The following is a 20,799-nucleotide window of genomic DNA, read 5'->3' as shown; positions in this document are numbered from 1 at the left end:
AGGCCCGCACTGTATGTGGCTAGCGGCTTGACAGCCAGTGTTGCGCGACAGACTGCACAATTGGCGGAACAGGCGGCGAAAATCAAGGAAAATGACCTTTCTTTGCTTTTTGTTTAACTATTTCTTCGCTACAATCAAATTCCTTTTCTTTTCACGACGCGCACCTTGATCGATGGCCGCTTATCGCTGACGACGCCGGAAGGCACGCGCCTGCTGCTGACGCCGGCCGGCCCCGCCGCGCGCGCGTGGGCGTGGTCGATTGATTTCCTCGTGTGGATCATCTTTATCGTTGTGTGCGCGACGGCGCTGCAAGGCAAACTCGCGCAAGGCATTTTTGCGCTGCTGTTATTTGCCAGCTACTGGGGCTACCCCATCCTGTGCGAAGTCTATTGCCGGGGCCAGACCTTGGGCAAGCGCATCATGGGCCTGGAAGTGCGGCGCGCCAATGGCTTGCCGGTGGGCTGGCGCGACTCCATGCTGCGCAACCTGATGCTGGTGGCGGATTTCATGCCCTTCTTTTACGCCACTGGCCTGCTGTCCATGCTGTTCGACCGCCAGTTCCGCCGCCTGGGCGATATCGTGGCGGGCACCTTGGTGGTATACCGCGACAAACCGCCTGCGCGCCGCGTAGAGACGGAAGGCGAAGCCGCCACGCCGCTGCCGCTGCCTTTTCCGCTGCCGCCACAGCAGCAGCGGGCGCTGGCCGATTTGTTTGAACGGGAAAGCGTGCTGCCCCGCGCGCGGCTGGAAGAATTGGGCGATATTGCGCAGCCATTGACGGGGGCCACGGGCGCGGCGTCGCTGGAACGCCTGAGAAGCTTCGCAGCAGGGCTACGCCTATGAAGCAGCAGCAATTCGAACAGCAGCATGGCGCGCTGTGGGAAGAGATCAGCGCCATCCTGGAAAACCGTTCGCCACAGCCGGGCGCCTTGCCGGCGCTGTACCGGCGCCTGTCGCAATGCCTGGCGCTGGCCGAGCAGCGCGGCTATTCGCCTGCACTGACGGATTACCTGCACGCGCTGTCGTCCGAATGCCACATGCGGCTGTATGGCACGGTGGCGGAACGGCCGCGCGCTCTGATGCAGTGGATGCTGCACGATTTTCCTTGCCGCGTACGTTCGGAGTGGCGGCTGCTGGTAGCGGCCATGCTGGCGTTCTGGGCGACCGCGCTGGTACTGGGCTTGCTGGTGTGGTACCAGCCGCAGTGGGCATACAGCTTCATGGATCCGGACCAGCTGGAGCACATGCGCCACATGTACAGTCCGGGCAGCATCCGGCTGGGACGGGGCGGCGCCGAAGGCGACGTCATGATGTTTGGCTACTATATCTGGAATAACGTATCGATCGGCTTCCGCACTTTTGCCGGCGGCATTTTCGGCGGCTTACCGGCGCTGTTCAGCCTTGCCTTCAATGGCGTCCACCTGGGAATCGTGGCCAGCTGGCTGTCGCGCGATCCCGCCACCACCAATAACTTCTGGTCTTTCGTCATTACGCACAGCAGTTTTGAAATCACGGGCCTGGTCTTGTCCGGCATGGCCGGCATGCGCATGGGACTTGCCATGCTGGCGCCGGGACGCATGACGCGCCGCCATGCGCTGGTCACGGCCAGCCGCGCCATGTTCCCGGTTGCCGTGGGCGCCGCCCTGTTGACGGTACTGGCCGCGTTTGTCGAAGCCTTCTGGTCGGCCAGCACAGCCATCAGTCCCGTCATCAAATACGCGGTGGGCGGGGGCTGCTGGATTGCCGTGATTGCATTCCTTGTGCTGGCGGGCCGCACGAAAGCGAAAGGCAGCGATGCAGCTTGACCAGATCACCATCGCATTGCGGCCCCGGCCCGCACGCCAGGCGCTCGACATGGGCTTCGCGCTGCTGCATGCGCGCGCCGCCACCGTCTATGCCGCCTGGCTAGCGCTATGGCTGCCGCTGATCGCCGTGGCTGCCGCACTGACGGCGGCCATGCCGGACCATGCGGCGCTGTGGATCTTGCTGCCGTGGTGGTTCAAACCCTTGCTGGAGCGCGCCCCCCTGTACGTGCTGTCGCGCCAGGTGTTCGGCGAAGACGTCACGTGGCTGCAAGCCGTACGCGCGTGGCCGGGACAGCTGGGCGGCGGCTGGGTGCGGATGCTGACGTGGTGGCGGCCTTTCATGGCGGGGCGCGGCTTGTACCAGCCCATCTGGCAGCTGGAGCGGGCGCGCGGCGAGGCGGCCGGCAGGCGGCGCGCCGTCATCGGGCGCGATGGCGCCGGACGCGCCGCCTACATGTTCGGCGTCGCTTGCGCGCACTTCGAAGCCGTGCTGCAAGTGGGCTTGCTGGCGTTTGTCGGCATGTTCACCAGTGAAGACCAGTTCAAAATCCTCGCTTACGTCATGGGCCAGGGCAATGACAGCCTGGCCATGCAAATGCTGCCGCTGGCCTGCTATGCCGTCGGCGGCGCCATTATCGGACCGATGTATATCGCCTGCTGCTTCACTTTGTACCTGAACCGCCGCGCCACGCTGGAAGCCTGGGATATCGAACTGGTGCTGCGCCAGATTCACCCGCCGGGCGAACGCCGCACGCAATCCGCGGCAGCATGGCTGCTGGCGCCGCTGGCCTTCGCCGTGGCGGCGTCGCTGCAGGCGCCGCCCGCGCAAGCTGCCGACAATGGCGCCGGCGCGCCCGCATCGCAGGCCGCCAATTGCGCCAGCATGCCGGTACTGTTCCCGGCCGAACGCTTCCCCGCGCATGACGCGGAACAGCGCGCCTTGCGCGACGACGTTGACCAGGTTTATGCGGGCGACGACTTGCGCGGCTATGACTGCGCGCCCACGTGGCGCTTGAAAGGGGCGAAGGACCAGAAACAGCCCGTCAATCGTAAAGACACGCCTGCGTGGCCACTGCTGGCGGGGATCCTGCGCGCCGTGCTGATCGCCTCGGCCATCGGCGCGTGCGCATGGCTGCTGTACCGCTACCGCGACCGGTTGCTGGCATTGCTGCCGCGCGCCGCCGCGCCCATGGCGGCCACGGAAATTGCCGGCCTCGATATCCGCGCCGAGAGCTTGCCCGCTGACGTCACGGCGCAAGTGCGTGCGCAATGGGAGCGGGGCGAACGGCGCAATGCGCTGGCGCTGCTGTACCGCGCCACGCTGTCACGGCTGGTGCAGCGCCACGGTTTGCACCTGGCGCAAGGCGCCACCGAAGGCGATTGCCTGCGCGTCGCGGCACTGGCGGTCAAGCGCAAGCAGTTCGATGACGCGGGCCATGCCGTGATGGCTACCGTCACGCAATTGTGGCAGGAAGGCGCCTACGCGGGCCGCTGGCCGGACAGCGCTGCCGTCACCAGCGCTTGCGCGGCATGGGATGGCCGCTGGCGCGCTCCAGCGGGGAGCGCCGCATGAAGCCTGCCGTCCGTCGCGGCCTGGTGGCCGCAGCCGTGTTGCTGGTGGCCACCCTGTGTACATGGCTGTGGTTTGAAATCATGGAAGAAGTGTGGGAACCGCAGCACCGCCAGTCGGTCAACCTGGCCGGAAAACCCATGCTGGCTGCCGCGCAATTGCTGGAACGGCGCGGCTACAAGACTGACGTGTATAAATTGCTGGGCGACGCCAACCTGGATGCGCTGCCTGATGGCACGCTGATCCTGGCCGACAACAATGGCCGCATGAGCGATGCGCAAGCGCAGCAATTGCTGGCGTGGGTACGGCGCGGCAATACGCTGGTGGCGCAGCCGCGCTGGTCCGGCGATGGCAGCGATGACGAAGAGCGTCCGCAACCGGGCCCCAAGCGAAAATTCCGCCTGAAGCGGCTCGATGAAGAAGACCCGCTGGGCGCCCATGCAGGCGTCACCATGACGTTTGCCCACGACATGCGCGACAGTTGCGACACCGGCATTGCGCCGCCACGCAAGCGCAAGACTGCCCCGGCCGAAGCCAAGGATGACGCAGACGATGACCGGGAATATGAAGGCGAATACCAGTTCACGTGCGTGACGGTCCCGGGCGGCCGCTACCCGCTGGTGCTGGAAACATCCGATGAAATCCTGTCGTCGCTGAACGGCGCAAAGCAGCCGCAATGGAGCGATCCCGATGCGGTGGCGCTGCGCGTCTATGCGGAAGGACAGGGCAAGCTGGTGATGGTGTCGGAAAACTTCTTCAACAATGGCCGCCTGCCCCGCTACGACCATGCGGAACTGTTGCTGGCGCTGGCTGCGCTGCAAGGCAATGCGAAACACGCGGTCATCGTGCAGGACGTGAACGCCACGCCATGGTACCTGGCGCTGTGGCGCAGCGGCAGCATGGCGCTGTCCGCGTTGGCCGTGCTGCTGGTGTTGCTGCTGTCGCGAGCCATGCGCCGCTTTGGCCCGCTGTTGCCGGAACCGGCTGGCGCGCGCCGCGCACTGCTGGAACATATCGAAGCATCCGGCAACTGGCTGTGGAAAGCGCCGGGCGGCCGCGCCTTGCTATTGGCTGCCGCACGACAGGAAACGTTGTCGCTGCTGGCGCGCCGCGCGCCGGAATTGCGCCAGCTCGACGGCAACGCATTATGCGCGCGGCTGGCCCGCCTGCACCGTCTCGATGAAACCGCGCTGCAAGAAGCGCTGCACGGCGAAGCCAGCCCGCAGCCATCCATCTTTACGCGCCAGATCCGGCTATTACAACAAGTGAGAAAATCGTATGAGCATTCCGAACGACAGTGACGCCATCAGCCCTGAGCGCATGCAGCAGGCGCTCGACATCGTGCGCCGCATCGGCGAGGAAATCCGCCGCGCCGTGGTTGGCCAGCAAGATGTGATCGACCAGGTGCTGGCGTGCATGCTGGCAGGTGGCCACGTGCTGATCGAAGGCGTGCCGGGCCTCGGCAAAACCCTGCTGGTGCGGGCGCTGGCAAAAACGTTTGCGGGCGACTTTTCCCGCATCCAGTTCACGCCCGACTTGATGCCGGCCGACGTCATGGGCCATGCCGTGTTCGATTTGAAGAACCAGAGTTTTTCCGTGCGCAAGGGCCCCGTATTTGCGCATCTGCTGCTGGCCGATGAAATCAACCGCGCCCCGGCCAAGACCCAGTCCGCGCTGCTGGAAGCCATGCAGGAGCGGCAAGTGACGATCGAAGGCGAATCGCATCCGCTGGCGCCGCCGTTCATGGTGCTGGCCACGCAAAATCCGCTGGAAAATGAAGGCACGTATCCGCTGCCGGAGGCGCAGCTGGACCGCTTCCTGATCAAGGTGCGCATCGGCTACCCATCGGAACAGGAAGAACAGGACATGCTGGCTGCCGTCACGCGCAACCGCGTGGGCGATGGCCTCGACGTGGCGGCGGTCGCTACCTTGGTGCGGCCCGATACCATCGTCGCGCTGCAGCAATTGACGGCGCGCATCCGCATCGATGACAGCGTTGCCAATTATGCGGTACGGCTGGTGCGGGCCACGCGCGACTGGGCCGGCATTGCCATCGGAGCGGGGCCGCGCGGCAGCATTGCGCTGGTGCGGCTGGCGCGCGCCATGGCGCTGCTGGCCGGCCGCGATTTCGTCACGCCGGACGACATCAAGCAAGCCGCGCTGCCCGTGCTGCGCCACCGCATTGCGATTTCACCTGAAAGCGAACTCGATGGCTTGAATGCCGACCAGTTGCTGGACGCGCTGGTGCAACAGACTGCGGCGCCGCGCGCATGACGCCTGCCCGCAAGCTGCTGCAATGGGTGCTCGCCTGGGGCGGCATCGGCTTGGTTTTCAGTGTACTGGCGGCATTCGCCCCTGCGCTGAAAAGCTGGCTGGCCATGGCGTTCTGGCCGGCGGGCGCCGCATTGCTGGCCGCTTGTGTGGTGGATATGTGGCGCGGCTGGCCTGCGCCGCTGCTGCTGGTGGAACGCCAGGCGCAGGGCGTCTGGCCCGTGGGTGTCTGGCACAACGTGGCGATCACCTTGCGCAACGGCGGCGCGCAACCGCTGCATGTTGAATTGTTTGATGACTATCCGGCCGGCTGGGACATGGAAGGCTTGCCCCATGCATCCACTATCGCTCCGGGCGGGTTTGTCACCGTCACTTATCGCCTGCGTCCGCAGCGGCGCGGCGATGCGCATTTCGGCCAGCCGCATGTGCGGGTCGCCACACCATTCGGCTTTTGGCTGCGCAGCCACAGGCTTGGCCCGCAACTGGATGTCAAAGTTTTCCCGGACTTTTCCCGCCTGCTGGGCCAGACGCTGATGGCCACCGACCGGCGCGCACCGGCGGCCGGCGCGATCCGCAGGCGCCGCCGTGGCGAAGGCACGGACTTCCGCCAGTTGCGCGAATACCGGCAAGGCGACAGCTTGCGCGCCATCGACTGGAAAGCCACGGCGCGCCAGCGCAAGCCGATCAGCCGCGAATACCAGGAAGAACGCGACCAGCAAGTGGTGTTCCTGCTCGATTGCGGCCGCCGCATGGCAGCCGAAGATGAAGGCGGCACACACTTCGGCCATGCACTGCAAGCGGTGCTGACGTTGGGCTTCGTCGCGCAAAAACAGGGCGACGCGGTGGGCTTGATGAGCTTTGGCCATGAAGGGCCGCGCTGGCTGTCGCCCCACAAAGGCCGCGCAGGCTTTGACCGGCTGCTGGCGGGGATATACGATTTGCACCCGAGAGAACAGGCGCCGGACTATGTGCAGGCTGCCGGTGCGCTGATGCGCAAATTAAGCAAGCGCGCGTTCGTCGTATTGATCACGAACTTGCGCGATGAGGATGACCTGGCCATGCGCAACGCGTGTGAATTGCTGGGTACGCGCCACATGGTGCTGTGCGCCAGCCTGCGTGAACAGGCGCTCGATGCCGCCGTGGCGGCAGAGGTCGGGGATTTTGCGCAGGCGCTGCGCCAGTCGGCCGCCGTGCATTATTTGCAGCAGCGGCGCGACGCCATCCACCGCCTCGGTTTGCGCGCTTCCAGCCTGGTCGACGTGGCGCCCGTGCGGCTGCCCGGCGCGCTGCTGAACCGCTATCTGGATATCAAGGAAAGCGGGCAGCTGTAAGGCGCCTGGCAGGAAATTAAGCAGCAATCATAACGCTTTACAGCCCGCTGCTGATGGTGCCACACTGCGCGGGTAACTGTTGGAGCCTGATTTGACTGCCACCGATATTCTCTTCACTGTATTGGCCGTCCCGGCCGCCCTGCTGCTGTTCGACCGCTTCGCCCCGCTGACGGCCGGACGCCTCGGACTCGCGCTGGAACAGCGGCTGTCCGGCCTGCGCCTGCGCCAGGGCAGCGCGGAAGGCTTCGCCATGCCGTATCTGGAAGGCGGCAGCGGCGCGCCGCTGGTGCTGATCCACGGCTTTGCCGGCGACAAGGATAACTTCACGCGCATCGCCCGCTACCTGACGCCGCACTACCGGGTCATCATCCCCGACTTGCCCGGCTTTGGCGATGCGGGCCGCGACCCGCGCGCATCGTACCTGATGGCAGACCAGGCGCGCCGGCTGGCCGCGCTGCTGGACCAGGTTGCACCGGGTCCCGTACACATTGGCGGCAATTCCATGGGCGGCTTCATTGCCGGACAATTTGCCGCCATGTACCCGGAACGGGCCGCATCACTGTGGCTGCTCGATGCAGCGGGAACGGAAGCGTCGCACAGTTCGGACATCCTCAAGCACTACGACGCGACCGGGGAAATGCCGCTGCTGGTGAAAAAGGAAGAAGATTTCCATGCATTGATTGCCGCCTGCACGGACAAGGAACCGTTCCTGCCGCACAGTGTGCGCGTCTTGCTGGGCCGGCGCGGCGCGGCGGACTTCGCGCTGCACACGGCACTGTTGAAGCAAATGAAGGAAGCGCCGCTGCTGCAGCCGCAGCCGGCTTATGCGGCGATCCCCGCATTGATCGTGTGGGGGGAGCAAGACCGCATCCTGCATCCGGACGGCGCTGCAGCCTTTGCCGCGCTGTTCCCAAACAGCCGCACCATCATGATGCCGGGTGTCGGCCATTTGCCGATGGTGGAAAAGCCGCGCGAGACGGCCAGCGATTACCTGGCATTCAGGCGGAGCATCAGCGCCGCCTGACAATGCGCAGTGTTACTTGTCCGTCACGGTAAACTCGCCGAACTCTTTCAACTGTTCAGCGATGGCGGCCTTATCGCCCACCACGACGATCGATTGCGTGGCCGGATCAAAGTACTTCTTGCCGATGTCGCGCACCTGTTCCGCCGTCACTTGCTGCACTTTCGGCACGTACTGGCCCAGGAATTCCGGCGGCAAACCGATCAGCCAGTTGTTGGCCAGCGTGCCGGCCACGGCGCGCTGCATCTGGTTCGTGATCAGGTAAGTACCGGCCACGTAGCGCTTGTTCATGCGCATTTCATCGTCGCTGACCAGTTCTTCGCCCAGCTTGCGGTATTCCTTGAAGAATTCCGCCAGCGCCTTGCCCGACACTTCATTGCGCACGTCTGCGCCGCCGATAATCGCGCCGCCCTCGCGGAACAGGCGCGCACCGGCCGATGCGCCATATGTATAACCTTTGTCTTCACGCAGGTTCAGGTTGACGCGGCTGGAGAAGCCGCCGCCCAGGATGGTCGACGCCAGGCGCAGCGGCACTTGTTCCGCCACCGTGGCGGGAGCGCCTGGACGGCCCAGGCGCACGGTCGATTGCACGCTGCCCGGACGCTCCAGCAACAGGCGCGCCGGTTCCGCCGACGTGCGGGCCGCCGGGGTTGGCGGCAGCGCGTCGCCCGTGGCTTTCCAGCCGCCGAATGCCGCTTCCGCCATTTGCATGGCTTCTTTCTCGGACAAGCGGCCCGTGATCACCAGCAGCGCGCGGTCAGGCCGGAAGCGCTTCGCGTGTTCGGCGCGCAGCAGCGCCGCATCCGTGGAATTGATGGATTCCACCGTGCCCGTGGTGCGGGCATACGGGTGCTCGCCATAGATGACGCGTGACAGTGCGCGGTCGGCGCGGAAGCCCGGCTGGGTTTCCGCGACTTTCAGCGATTGCAGCGCATTGGCTTTGGCCAGCGCCACTTCCGTATCAGGGAACGATGGCGTGCGCGCGACTTCCGCCAGCAGCTTCATCATGCCGGCGGCACCGGAAGCCAGTGCATTGGCCGATACCGTGATGCCATCCTGCGACGTGCTGCCGCCCACGCTGCCGCCCAGCGCCTGCGCCGCTTCGGCAATGGCGCGCGAGCTGCGCGCCGCCGTGCCTTCATTGAGCAGCGACGCCAGCAGGCCGGCAAAGCCTGGATGCTGCGCATCGTCGGCGGCAAAGCCGGCGCCGCGCACGGCCAGTACGTAGTCGACGCGCGGCACGCCATTGCGCGGCACCACCCACACTTCCAGGCCATTGGCCAGGGTTTTACGGGCAATGTTCGGCACGGGCAGCGGCTTGTCCGCGCCATAGGCCGGCATGCCGGCCGCCACTGGCGCCGCTGCCGCAGCGGCGGCTTTACCCTGCTTGGCCAACGCCGCAGGCGCACCAGCGACAGCCGCGGTGACTGCAGCAGCAATCATCAGTTTTTTCATGTTATTGGCCTCCGTGTGGTTGTTCGTCATCGCCGTGGAAATGCGCGGCAGGCGGCGTCAGCATCGCTTGCGGCTTGCGGTCGATCACGGTGCGGTTAGCCTTGGTCAAATACGTGGCGGCCACGCGCTGCAGGTCAGCCGACGTCACGCCTTCGATCCAGCCTGGAATCTTGTTGACGACCTTCGCGTCGCCCCACAGCGTTTGCAGCTTGGCCAGCGTATCGGCGCGGTTGATATAGCTTTCCAGCTGGTTGTTCCAGTCGGCCAGCATGCTGGTCTTGACGCGCTTCAGGGTCGCGTCATCGACGCCATCCTTGACGATTTTCGCGATTTCTTCATCCATTGCCGCCAGCATCGCGTCAGCGCTGCTGTTCGGCTTATACAGGCCGAAGATGGTGAACAAGGTCGGGCCATCGTATTCCCATGGTCCCGTCAAACCCCAGAACGAAGACACGTTCAGCGCGATTTCACGCCCTTTGACGAGGCCCTGGTAGAACAGCGATGCGTCGCCGCCGGCCAGGACTTCGCCCAGCACGGCCATCGGCGCCTGGTCGCGGCTGCCGCGGGCCGGCACCTTCCAGCCTGCCGCGATGGCGGGGACCTGCGCCAGCGCATCGCCCTGCACCGTGCGTTTTTCTTCCGTATTCAGCGCTTCAGTGAAATCGCCGCCCTTCGGCACCGCGCGTTTCGGAATCGCGCCAAAGTATTTCTGCGCCAGTGCGAAGCCCTGTTCAGGCGTCACGTCGCCCGCAATGGCCAGCACGGCATTGTTCGGGCCATAGTAATCGCGGTGGAAATTGCGCACGTCCGTCAGGCTGGCGCCCTCCAGGTCTTCAAAGCTGCCATAGCCATCGTGGTTGTTTTCCCACTTTTTAAAAGCCTGCTGGTTGATGTCGATCCACATGAAGCCGCCGTATGGCTTGTTCTTCACGTTGACGCGGATTTCCTCCTTGACGACATCCTGCTGGTTCTTCAAGGATTTCTCGTTGAAGTCCAGCGTCTTCATGCGGTCAGCTTCCAGCCACAGGATGGCGTCCAGCGCCGACACGGGCGCCGTCTCTATATAGTTGGTGAAGTCCGCGCGGGTGGAGCCATTATTGCGGCCGCCACCAGCCGTGATGGCTTTGTCAAAAACGCCTTTCGGCGCTTTTGGCGTCCCCTGGAACATCAAGTGCTCGAACAGGTGCGCAAAGCCGGTCCGGTTTTTTGGCTCCAGCCGCATGCCCACGTGGTACACGACGGACACGCCGACTGTCGGCGAACTGTGGTCTTCCGTCACAACGACGGTCAGGCCGTTACTGAGTTTTTTCACGTTGACGGGCAAGTCCCAGCGGTCCGTGCCGGCAGCTTGCGTGGACAGCGAGAGCGTGGCTGCCGCCAGCAAGGCGGAAAATTTGCGCATGCGCATAGACATCCTCGGTGTTCAAACAGTTGATCGAATCGCCAATTCTGCGTAGTGGTGACTAAAAAAGCAAGATTGAAAAGGAGTATCATGTCAGTTGATGCTCCATAGTGTCGCGCCCGTGCATCCCCGGGCATATCGTCCATCGGCAGTTGGACAGCATAGTGAATTACGGTTACCCTCCGGGCGGTGCAACTTGCAATAGGAGACTGGTATTTTGACGGTGCAAAAGGAAGTCGCTCACTGGCGCGCGCAAATCTTCACACGCATCTTGCAGGTGGTGCTGGCGCTCGGCCTCGTGACGGCGCTGCCCAGCATCATGCTGAGCCTGTCCGAAGGCATCTGGTCGATTGCCGTCGTCGATGTGCTGGCGATTGCGTGGATCACGGCCATCTGGCGCATTCCCACGTGGTCTTATCACGCGCGCGTGCTGAACTTCCTGTGCGTCACCTTCCTGGTCGGCATCGGCCTGATGCTGAAAATCGGCCCCATTTCGCAGATTTACCTGGCCGCCGTGCCCGTGCTGGCCGCGCTGCTGCTGGGCCTGCGCTCCGGCATGTGGACGCTGATCGCCTCCGCGCTGGCGCTGCTGGTGATGGGTTATTTCACCAACCCGTCCTTGCCTGACCCTCAAACGCAGACGGCATCGCTGATCCAGTGGTGCGTGATCACACTGAATTATGTCTTCATCATGGCCGTACTGACCCTGGGGTGCGGCGTGCTGCTGAAACGCCTCGACAGTTCGATTGGCGCGCTGCGCGGCTTGAATGAAGAATTGCGCCTGACGTCGGCAGCCGTGGCGCGCCTGAACGACATGGTGCTGATTGCCGAAGTCACGGAGCAAGGCCAGCACATCATCTTCGTCAACAAGGCGTTTGAGCGCCGTACCGGCTACCGCCGCGACGAAGTACTGGGACGCGACTTGCGCCTGTTGCAAGGCCCGGACACCTCGCCCGCCACGCTGGAGCGCATTGCCGGCGCCGTGCAGCGCAGCGAGCCGGTGCGCGCGGAATTGCTGAACTATACGCGCGCCGGCGAACCGTATTGGGTGGAAATGGAACTGGTGCCGTTTGCCGATGAAGGCGGCAACAATACGCACTGGGTCGCCGTGGAGCGCGACATCACGGAGCGCAAGCGCTCGGAAAACGATATTCACCGCCTCGCCTATTTCGATGTGCTGACAGGATTGCCGAACCGGCGCCTGCTGATGGACCGCATTGAAAAGCTGCAGGCCAGCTCGGAGCGCGACCAGACGTTCAGCGCTGTCATGTTCATTGACCTCGACAACTTCAAGACCATCAACGATGCGCGGGGCCACGCGACCGGCGACGCATTGCTGAAAAATGCCGCGTCCCGCCTGGCGCAACTGATCCGCAAAGCCGATACCGTGGCGCGTATCGGCGGCGATGAATTCGTCGTGCTGCTGGCGCACCTCGGCAGTGCGCACTCCGCGGCAGCCCATGCCGCGCTGGCCGTGGCGGAAAAAATCCGCGTGGCCATTGCGCAGGAATTCGTCATCGAGGGCCAGACCTACAGTTCATCGGCCAGTATCGGCGTGACGCTGCTGCCGAAAGGCGGCGAGAATCCGCAGGACTTGCTGCGTGAAGCCGATATCGCCATGTACCGCGCCAAAGCGGAAGGCCGCAACGGCATTGCATTCTTTGAAGCGGGCATGCAGGCGGAAGTCGAACAGCGCCTGAATATGGAACGGGAACTGGCGGCTGCCATTGAAAACAGCCAGCTGGCGCTGTACGCGCAGCAGCAAGTCGATTGCGACGGCCGCCCGGTCGGGGCGGAATTATTGATGCGCTGGCAGCGCGCCGATGGCAGCTGGGTGCCGCCATCGCTGTTTATCCCGCTGGCCGAAGGCACGGGCCAGATCCTGCAACTGGGCGCGTGGGCATTGCGCCAGGCGTGCCTGTATGCGGTGGAACTGGCCAATGCGGGCCACACGCTGCCGCTGTCTGTCAACGTCAGCCCCAGCCAGTTCCGCCACGCCGATTTCGTCGAGCAGGTGCAAGCCGTACTGCAAGAAACGGGAGCGCCCGCATCGCAGCTGATTTTCGAAGTGACGGAAGGTTTGCTGGTCGAAAAATGGGAAGAAACCGTGGAGCGCATGAATGTGCTGGCGGCGCTGGGCATCCGCTTTTCCATCGATGATTTCGGCACCGGCTATTCCAGCCTGGCGTACCTGAAGCGCATGCCGCTGTACGAATTGAAGATCGACCGCAGCTTCATCATGGATACACCGGCCGATGCCAGCGGCAAGGCCATCGTGCAAACCATCCTGGCCATGGCGCACCACCTGGGCTTGCGCGTGGTGGCGGAAGGCGTGGAAACAGTGGCGCAAGCCAGCTTCCTCATCGACAGCAATTGCCACTGCATGCAGGGCTACCTGTATTCACGCCCTGCTCCATTTGCGCAATTGCTGGCGGCGCTGTCGCCCCAGGCGACGGCTGCCTGAATCACAGATTAACGCTGCGCCACAGAAAGCAAAACGCCCGCTACATCAGCGGGCGTTCGGGGACGGCAAGCAGCTTATTTCTTCAAATGCCGTCCCAGCCAATCCAGCACCGTGTGGTGCCACAGGATGGAATTGGCAGGCTTCAATACCCAGTGGTTTTCATCCGGGAACATCAGCAACTTGCTCTCGACGCCCTGGCGCTGCAATGCCGTGAAGGTCGCCAGCGCCTGCGCCGTTGGAATGCGGAAGTCCTGGTCGCCCTGTACTACCAGCATCGGCGTCTTCCACTTCGCCACGTGGTGCACCGGGTTGAACTTTTCATGGCCTTCCGGATTCTTGAAGTACGAACCGCCATATTCCCATTCCGTGAACCAGATTTCTTCGGTCGAATACGCCATGCCGCGGATGTCGAATACGCCGTCGTGGTTGACGATGCACTTGAAGCCGTCTGACCAGTTACCTTCGATCCAGTTCATCATGTAGCCGCCATACGATGCACCCAGCGCGCAGCTCTTTTCACGGTCCAGCCACGGGTATTTGGCAGCGGCAGCAGTCAGGCCCAGTTTCAAGTCTTCCAGCGGCTTGCCGCCCCAGTCATTGCTGATGGAATCCGTGAATTTCTGGCCATAGCCAGTCGACCCGTGAAAATCAATGAACACGGCCGCATAGCCGGCGCCCGCATACACTTGCGGGTTCCAGCGGTAGCTCCACGAATTGCCAAAGCTGCCTTGCGGGCCGCCGTGCACGAGGAAGGCCACCGGGTACTTCTTGCCTGCTTCCGCATTCCATGGCTTCATCACGTGGCCATACACCGTTTCGCCATTGGCGCCCTTGAACGAGAATTGCTCGTACTCGCCATAACGCACGTCCGCCAGTTTTTCTTCATTGTTGGCGGTCAGCTTGTCGGCCTTGTTCGCTACGCCCAGCTTCATCTTGAACAGCTGTGCGCCGGACGCCAGGTTCGCTTGCGCCATCACCAGCGTATCGCGCGCCATCGTGAACGCGGACACATAGCCGGGGCCTGTCAGCGGCGTCACTTTGCCACTGGCTGCATCGATGGAGAACAGGCGGTGCTGGCCCACGTCATCGGCGGTCGCCAGCAGCGATTTGCCATCCGGCGCCCAGTGGAATTCCGATACGGAGCGGTCCCAGTCTGCCGTCAGCGCGCGTTTCTTGCCCGTCGCGACATCCATCAGTACCAGGTGGAAGCGGTCTGCTTCAAACGTCGGGCGGTCCATCGCCGCATACGCCAGCGTGCGGCCATCGGGCGAGAATTGCGCCTTCGTGTCCCACGCCTGGTTATCCTGGGTCAGGTTGCGCGGTTCTGCGCCACCGGCTGCCGGCACCGTGTAGATGTCAAAATTGGTGGACCACGCTTCCGTCTTGCCAGCAACGCGGGCGTTGAAGACAACCGTCTTGCCGTCAGGGCTGAAGTGGTATTCTTCATGGTCGCCAAACGGCTTCGATGGCACATCGCCATCCAGTGAGCCGGACAGGCTGACCGGGTTTACTGCCTTGCCATCGGCGCCAATGGCTGCGCTGTACAGCACGGCGTTGCGGCCATCATTCCACGTGTCCCAGTGGCGCACGAACAGGCGGTCATATACTTTGCCGGTGGCCTTGTTCTTGGCTTGTTCATCGGCGCGCTGCTTCGAGCAGGCCAAGTCCGGGCAATCACGGAACACCGCCATGCTGAACGCCAGGCGGTCGCCCGCCGGGGACAGGCGGAAGTTGTCGACGTCGAGCGGGAAGTCCGTCACGCGCACGGCTTCGCCGCCGCCCAGCGGCAAACGCCACACCTGGTTGCTGCCGGAACGGGCCGACAGGAAGTAAATCGCGTCGCCATTCGGCGACCATTCTGGATCGGTGCTGCTGGCATCGGCCTGGGTCAGGCGCTGCGGCACGGGTTTGGCAGCGCGTAAATCAATCATCCACAGCTGGGTATTGCCGCGGTTTTTATCCAGATTCGTGGTGCGCACCGTGTACACGACCTTGGAGGCGTCAGGCGACAGAACAGGGCTGCCCACGCGTTCCATGGACGCCAGGTCTTCAATGGTCAAGCCGCGTGGCGCGGCCTGGGCTTGCTGTACACCGGCCGCAGCAATTGCAGCCGCGACTACCAGCAGACGTAATTTCATTCGGGTATCTCCGAGTGGTATTTATAAAAAATGCCAGCTTTTGGCTGGCAGCCGGACATCATACCAAATCCCGGAAGCGCCCCTGTACAAAAGAATACCGCCGGACCTGACGGGGGCCGGCGGCAAAGGGAGACTACGCGGACGACGGACCCGCCCGCGCGCTGCTACAAACTACGAGCAGTTAATCGTACGGCGCTAGCGCAACGCGATCCGTACGTATTCCATCGGCTGGCCTGCTACCGAAGACGACTTGGCAATCAACATCTCACCGCCGACATCGCCATCCGCCTTCCGTTCCAGCGTGATCTTCAACGACAAATCCTTGGCCACAAACTTGCCATAGCCGGTTGCTGCAAGTTCGTGCCGGTCGCCATCGTCCAGCTGAGCAAACATCGATGCCCCATGGGCCATCAGCGACAGGACCTGGCCATTCGATAAATCATAGGCGCCGCGATAGTTATCGAACCCTGCTGCGGCTTTGCTGAAAGTGCGTTCCGGGGCAGAGATGTTATAGCCAGGGACTTTCACGGACTGAGGCGATTGGGACTGCGCAAATGCGGCGGGGGCGGCAATGGCAAGCAAAACAATCAGGCTAAGTTTTTTCATGATGGCTGCTCCATATCTGAACGGGTTGGACTACATGGCAGCAGGGTCGTTTGTCTAAGGCAGGCCCTGCATAAAGTTCATCATAGACAGCTTTACTGCGCTTGGAAGGGCTTGCATCATAGTATTTTTCTCACCAAAGCTTGGGCCACATAGTGCGCAGGCAATCCTGATACAGAATGCTGCGCTACAATGGAAAACATGAATATTTCCTTTGAGACCCCTAACCAGCCGGACGTCGTGTCCCTGATTGCCGAACTGGATGCCTATCTGTATTCGCTGTACCCTGCCGACAGCGTGTATGCCCTTGATATTGCGTCGCTTGACCGGCCTGATGTGCTGTTTGCCGTCGCGCGGGACGGCGCCGGCGCGGCGCTCGGCTGTGGCGCCATCATGTTGACGCCGGAATATGGTGAAATCAAACGCATCTATGTGCGGCCTGCCGGGCGGGGCCAGGGTTTATCGCACAAACTGATGGATTTGCTGGAAGGCGAAGCAGCAAAACGCGGCTGTACGCAATTCATGCTGGAGACCGGGCCGGACAATCCTGAAGCGCTGGCCTTGTATGTCAAACGCGGCTATACGGTGCGCGGGCCTTACGGCGATTACCCCGATGACCCGCACAGCGTCTTCATGGAAAAGGCCGCGCAATGAGCGGGCAAGACAGCCTTGCGCACTTGCGTGACTTGACGCGTGCGTTTGCCCGCGAGCGCGACTGGGAACAATTCCACACGCCGAAAAACCTGGCCATGGCGCTGACGGTGGAAGCCGCTGAACTGGCTGAGCATTTCCAGTGGCTGCCGACTGGCGCGGACCATGAACTTGATGCGCGCAAGCGCGAAGGTATCCGCCATGAGCTGGCCGACGTGCTGCTTTACCTGGTGCAGCTGGCCGACAAGACCGGCGTGGACTTGCACGCGGCGGCGGTGGAAAAAATCGCCCTCAATGCCGCCAAGTATCCTGCCGGGCAAGTCAAAGGCGATTCCCGTAAATACGATCAATACGATTAATACGATTAATGCGGTGATTACCGTGTGATCACTGCATGCCCAGCGCCTTGCGGATGTGCGGCGTGATCAGTTTCCACGCGGGCGACGTGGCCGCCACTTCATCGTAATGGCTGGCGTTGGGCAGCACAACCACTTCGGCCTGGTCGCCTTTAGCCTGCGCGCGGCGCGCATAATCCTGCGCCACGCGCACGGGTGAAATGTCATCCAGCTCGCCGGTAATGAGCGTCGTGTGCACGCCGGCCGGCAGCATTTCCGCCGGCGACGTATCGGCAAAGATGTCAGGCCGCGCGGCGCTGGCGGCGCCCGCCAATTGCCACATATCGCGTTCGCAGCTGGACTTGATCAGTTTTTCTTCGTGGCGCAAATCCGCCAGGCCGCCCAGGCTGATGACGTGCGGGATCGGCAGCGGATTGGCGCGCCACGCGGGGCTTGCCGGCGGCAAGCGGTGGCGCGATGCCGCCCATTGCGCCAGATGGCCGCCGGCGGAGTGGCCCATAACGGCCACGCGCGCCACGTCCAGGCTGTGCGCGGCAGCTTCGGTCTTCAAGCGGTCCACGGCGGTAGCGACATCTTCATACATGCCCGGATAGCCGCCGCCCTCTTCATCGACGCGGCGGTATTCCACGTTCCACACGGCGATGCCCTGCTTGACCAGGTCGCCCGCCATATTGCGCATTTGCTCGATGCCACCGAAATGAACAGTCCAGCAGCCGCCATGGATCAATACCAGCACGGGGAACGGCCCGTTGCCGGCAGGCTTGAACAGCTCAACGAATTGCGACGGCGCCGCGCCATACGCGATGTGCGCGTCTGGCTGGGGGCCTTTCAGGGCAAGGTAATCCTGCAACGTCATGGGGGCAGTCACGGCGCCAGCCATCAAAACTTTTTTGAACTGCATGCGCGCTTCCTTTCAAGTCTAAGCGCGCAGCATACCGCTTACGTCTTTACCGCGCCAGCGCCGCCACCATTTTCTCGAACACCACGCTGTGCACTGGGTCCGCATAGGTGCGCTGCTGTGCCGCACGCAGCAGCGACAGTTCCATCGACGACAGGCGGCGGTGCGCGCTGCTGCCATCGGCCAGGTGGCACGCATGGAAATGCATCGGTGCGCGCGGATCCAGCAGGTACACCATATCCAGGCTGGCTGGATCGTAGGCGACCTTGACGGGCCACTGGCCATGCCGGGCGGCGCGCTCGAACCACAGCTCATCCAGCGCCCGTACGCATTCGTAGTGGCTGCCCTGCACGCGGATGCCCTGCGCCGTCACCATTGCATCCGTGACCGGCAGCAGGCAGCAGCGCACCAGGTCTTCCGGGAATTGCCGCAATGCGGCGCCCCGCTGCGCGGCGCCCCAGGTCCACAGCTGCTGCGGCGTGGGTCCGCCTTGCGGGTTGCTGTGGTTGTAGTGCAGCACGCTGTCGATGACGAGACGGGTGAACTGTTCCAGATCCAGCACGCCATCCATGCGCGCGCAGCGCAACGTATCGCCTTCGCCATCATCTTTGGCGGCGCCGCTGAGCAGGGGAATGCGGCGCGCCAGCTCGGCGTGCAAACCGGGGGCGTGGCCTTCGTGCGGCGGCGCCACCAGGCAGCGCGTCTGGAACTGGTTCAGCAAATTGTCGTGTTCAATATCGGCGCCTGCCGCCAGCGCCGCATCGGCAAACACGAGGCCGGGCAGATGCTGTGCCGGCCACAGTGCGGCGCCGATATCGCGGCCGAAACGCAGGCAGTAGCGCTGCTTGTCGGCTGCCGCATTGGCCAGCGCCAGCAGCGCATGGCGCCAGATGGGGCGGTCCATGCCGACGTAGATTCCGGCTACCATGCCGCTGAAAACATCGGTGGCGACGTAAATCACGGGGCGGCCCAGGGCCTGGCTGCGGTCAGCGCGCGACACCAGCCGGACGTCGGCCGGGATTGCTTCCAGGCGGAAGGCAGCCGCCGGCCGGCCGGGGCGGCCAGGATCGATGTCTGCCGGCAGCGGCGGCAGCGCCTGCGGTTTTGCCAGCAGGCCGTCCTGCTCCAGCCAGTAGCTGAACTGGCCATAAGTTGGCAATGCCTGGTCGCGCACGCCGGATTGCACGCGCATGGTTTCCGTTTCAATGGTGCGCTGCTGGAAGAAATCCGCCAGCATCTGGTCGTACGCTGCGCGGCGTGCAAACGGCGCGGCGCTGTCCGGCCAGCGGGTGGCGGCAATGCGGAAGATGCGGCGCATGGCGGTATCGGCATTGACGCCGGGCGGCGCACCGGCCTTGCGTGGACGGCCGCGCTGCACGCCTTCCGATACCGCACGGATTTTGCCGCGCGCGCCGGAATTGGCGTAATCCGGCAGCAGCGCATCGGCCGCCAGGCCGCGCTGCCAGTAGCGCCGCAGGTAGCGGTAGACAGTGGGGTGCGAGACGTCGTGCTGCGCCATGCAAGCCTGCACCAGCTGGCCGCGGCGGCGCGGTTCATAAATGGCCGGCTCCATGGCCACCAGATCGCGCACCACTTCCCATGCGCGGTCACGGATTTGCAGATGCTTGGCCGGCCGGCGCAATGGCTGCTCGGGAAGCGGCCACGGGTCGTCCGTCAGGCGGCGGGCCCGGCCGGCGGCCAAGTCAGCCTCCAGCATGGCAACGCGCGCCAGCTGCGCTTCCGCAGCCTTCGGCAAGACGTTGAAAATATAAGCAGCCGCACCGGCTTCATCCACCCACAGGACGCGGAAAACTTTGCGCTGCGGACCGGTATATTCGATCAGGTCGTTACGGGTAATCACTGGTGCCCTCGCAAGACAGGAAAAATACACATGTCTATGCAATTTCCGGGCCACCCTGTTTTCCCCCGAAAAATCAGCGTTTATGCCGTAATCGGACACCTCTTGGTGCAGCGCAGCATTCATATTGCACCAATATGGTGCGTGGCAACTGTAAACACGGCATTTCAGCGCCTGGTCCCTTCTATCGGGAACGGTATTGCGCGGGGCTGTGGGTAATTTCGCGTTTCAGCAATGCCCCCAAATGGGACTGGTGCGTAAAGCCACAGGCAGCGGCAACGTCGGCCAGGGGAAGATTGGTGCTGCGCAGCATATGGCGCGCGCGCTGCAGGCGGCGCTCCGTGATCCACGCGTGCGGCGTCATGCCTGTCGCGTGGGTAAAACTGCGCAGGAAACGCAGCAGCGGCATGCCGGCCAGCGCCGCCAATGCATCCAGCTGCAGTGGCGTGGCGAGGCCGGCTTCGATGGCGTCCAGTACCCGGGCATGTTTGATCCGGTCGTGGCCGTAGGCGCCGGCACGTTCCGGTGCACCATTGAGCAGCATTGCGCCATGCGCCAACAATTGCGCCGCCTGCTGTGCCGCTTGCTGCACATCCGGCTGCTGCGCCAGCAACAGCCGCCGTAAATTGCGCGCCAGCGCCACCGCGTCACGCTGGCCCCGGAACAGGCGGCGCGGCGCCCCTGCCACATGCGGCGCCACGGCAGGTTCCACCGCCACCAGCACGTATTCGCCTCCATGCGCGGATTCGGAAAACACAGGCACGCCCGGCGCCGCCAGCGCAAACTCGCCCGGCCACGCATCGAAATCCCGGCGCGCCTCCCCCGCCACCGCATGCACGCCCTGCTGCCGCTCCAGCGCCACGCCCATCACGCATGCCGATGACGCGCCATCGGCGGAATAGGGCGCGGACGGCAGCAGCGCAATGCGCGCCCACCCGACATCCAGTTCCACTGTCCCCATCATTGGCTCCGCTGA

Annotated in this window: 17 protein-coding genes; 10 read left to right on the top strand and 7 right to left on the bottom strand. The window is 63.6% G+C overall.

What is annotated here, in order from left to right:
• Positions 1 to 165 precede the first annotated feature (165 nt).
• The 7 genes from GM668_RS23830 (at position 166) to GM668_RS23800 (ending at position 8,001) form a co-directional block, all read left to right on the top strand.
• Entirely contained in the window at positions 166 to 843 is a 678-nt protein-coding gene (locus GM668_RS23830) for an RDD family protein (RefSeq protein ID WP_155441459.1), read from the top strand.
• Entirely contained in the window at positions 840 to 1,805 is a 966-nt protein-coding gene (locus GM668_RS23825) for a stage II sporulation protein M (protein WP_155441458.1), read from the top strand. Before GM668_RS23830 ends, GM668_RS23825 begins: the two co-directional genes overlap by 4 nt.
• A complete protein-coding gene (locus tag GM668_RS23820) occupies positions 1,795 to 3,378 on the top strand; it encodes a DUF4129 domain-containing protein (RefSeq protein ID WP_155441457.1) in 1,584 nt (527 codons plus the stop codon). Before GM668_RS23825 ends, GM668_RS23820 begins: the two co-directional genes overlap by 11 nt.
• On the top strand, positions 3,375 to 4,676 hold the full coding sequence (locus GM668_RS23815; protein WP_170305790.1) for a DUF4350 domain-containing protein: 1,302 nt from the start codon (positions 3,375 to 3,377) through the stop codon (positions 4,674 to 4,676). The genes GM668_RS23820 and GM668_RS23815 overlap by 4 nt, the downstream gene beginning before the upstream one ends.
• On the top strand, positions 4,654 to 5,649 hold the full coding sequence (locus GM668_RS23810) for an AAA family ATPase (RefSeq protein WP_155441455.1): 996 nt from the start codon (positions 4,654 to 4,656) through the stop codon (positions 5,647 to 5,649). Before GM668_RS23815 ends, GM668_RS23810 begins: the two co-directional genes overlap by 23 nt.
• The gene (locus GM668_RS23805) at positions 5,646 to 6,977 is read left to right on the top strand and encodes a DUF58 domain-containing protein (protein ID WP_155441454.1); all 1,332 of its coding nucleotides are present in this window, start codon (positions 5,646 to 5,648) and stop codon (positions 6,975 to 6,977) included. The genes GM668_RS23810 and GM668_RS23805 overlap by 4 nt, the downstream gene beginning before the upstream one ends.
• Before the next feature lie 91 nt (positions 6,978 to 7,068).
• The gene (locus tag GM668_RS23800) at positions 7,069 to 8,001 is read left to right on the top strand and encodes an alpha/beta fold hydrolase (RefSeq protein ID WP_155441453.1); all 933 of its coding nucleotides are present in this window, start codon (positions 7,069 to 7,071) and stop codon (positions 7,999 to 8,001) included.
• A 12-nt stretch (positions 8,002 to 8,013) separates the two neighbouring features.
• Here GM668_RS23800 and GM668_RS23795 read toward each other — a convergent pair whose 3' ends face one another.
• Both GM668_RS23795 and GM668_RS23790 read right to left on the bottom strand, forming a co-directional pair.
• Positions 8,014 to 9,453, bottom strand: a complete 1,440-nt coding sequence (locus GM668_RS23795) for a M16 family metallopeptidase (protein ID WP_155441452.1) — start codon at positions 9,451 to 9,453, stop codon at positions 8,014 to 8,016.
• A 1-nt stretch (position 9,454) separates the two neighbouring features.
• Positions 9,455 to 10,855, bottom strand: coding sequence for a M16 family metallopeptidase (locus GM668_RS23790; RefSeq protein ID WP_229499802.1), 1,401 nt, complete (start codon positions 10,853 to 10,855; stop codon positions 9,455 to 9,457).
• 223 nt (positions 10,856 to 11,078) lie between these two features.
• Here GM668_RS23790 and GM668_RS23785 point away from each other — a divergent pair, with 223 nt between their 5' ends.
• Positions 11,079 to 13,319: a putative bifunctional diguanylate cyclase/phosphodiesterase gene (locus tag GM668_RS23785; RefSeq protein ID WP_371868772.1), complete on the top strand. Its 2,241-nt coding sequence runs from the start codon at positions 11,079 to 11,081 to the stop codon at positions 13,317 to 13,319.
• A gap of 74 nt (positions 13,320 to 13,393) precedes the next feature.
• Here the strand turns inward: GM668_RS23785 and GM668_RS23780 are convergent, their stop codons facing one another.
• Positions 13,394 to 15,457 (bottom strand): S9 family peptidase, encoded by a 2,064-nt coding sequence (locus GM668_RS23780; protein ID WP_155441449.1) that lies wholly within the window; start codon positions 15,455 to 15,457, stop codon positions 13,394 to 13,396.
• 195 nt (positions 15,458 to 15,652) lie between these two features.
• Positions 15,653 to 16,063: a hypothetical protein gene (locus tag GM668_RS23775; RefSeq protein ID WP_155441448.1), complete on the bottom strand. Its 411-nt coding sequence runs from the start codon at positions 16,061 to 16,063 to the stop codon at positions 15,653 to 15,655.
• Positions 16,064 to 16,261: 198 nt separating this feature from the next.
• Between GM668_RS23775 and GM668_RS23770 the strand changes: the two genes are divergently transcribed.
• A complete protein-coding gene (locus GM668_RS23770; RefSeq protein WP_155441447.1) occupies positions 16,262 to 16,714 on the top strand; it encodes a GNAT family N-acetyltransferase in 453 nt (150 codons plus the stop codon).
• Complete coding sequence (locus GM668_RS23765) at positions 16,711 to 17,070, top strand: nucleotide pyrophosphohydrolase (protein ID WP_155441446.1); 360 nt, start codon at positions 16,711 to 16,713, stop codon at positions 17,068 to 17,070. The genes GM668_RS23770 and GM668_RS23765 overlap by 4 nt, the downstream gene beginning before the upstream one ends.
• A gap of 28 nt (positions 17,071 to 17,098) precedes the next feature.
• Here GM668_RS23765 and GM668_RS23760 read toward each other — a convergent pair whose 3' ends face one another.
• From GM668_RS23760 to GM668_RS23750, 3 genes are all read right to left on the bottom strand, one after another.
• The gene (locus GM668_RS23760) at positions 17,099 to 17,968 is read right to left on the bottom strand and encodes an alpha/beta hydrolase (protein ID WP_229499800.1); all 870 of its coding nucleotides are present in this window, start codon (positions 17,966 to 17,968) and stop codon (positions 17,099 to 17,101) included.
• A gap of 46 nt (positions 17,969 to 18,014) precedes the next feature.
• Positions 18,015 to 19,826 carry a TnsB C-terminal domain-containing protein gene (locus GM668_RS31810; protein ID WP_170305789.1) on the bottom strand — a complete coding sequence of 604 codons (1,812 nt, stop codon included), beginning with the start codon at positions 19,824 to 19,826 and terminating at the stop codon, positions 18,015 to 18,017.
• A 181-nt stretch (positions 19,827 to 20,007) separates the two neighbouring features.
• Positions 20,008 to 20,787, bottom strand: coding sequence for a helix-turn-helix domain-containing protein (locus GM668_RS23750; RefSeq protein WP_229499798.1), 780 nt, complete (start codon positions 20,785 to 20,787; stop codon positions 20,008 to 20,010).
• Between the last annotated feature and the right edge of the window lie 12 nt (positions 20,788 to 20,799).

It is taken from the genome of Pseudoduganella ginsengisoli (assembly GCF_009720865.1).
GTDB classification, from domain to species: Bacteria; Pseudomonadota; Gammaproteobacteria; order Burkholderiales; family Burkholderiaceae_D; genus Rugamonas; species Rugamonas ginsengisoli.
The sequence above is the reverse complement of the archived record's forward strand: the minus strand, read 5'-3'. Positions and strand labels throughout refer to the sequence as shown.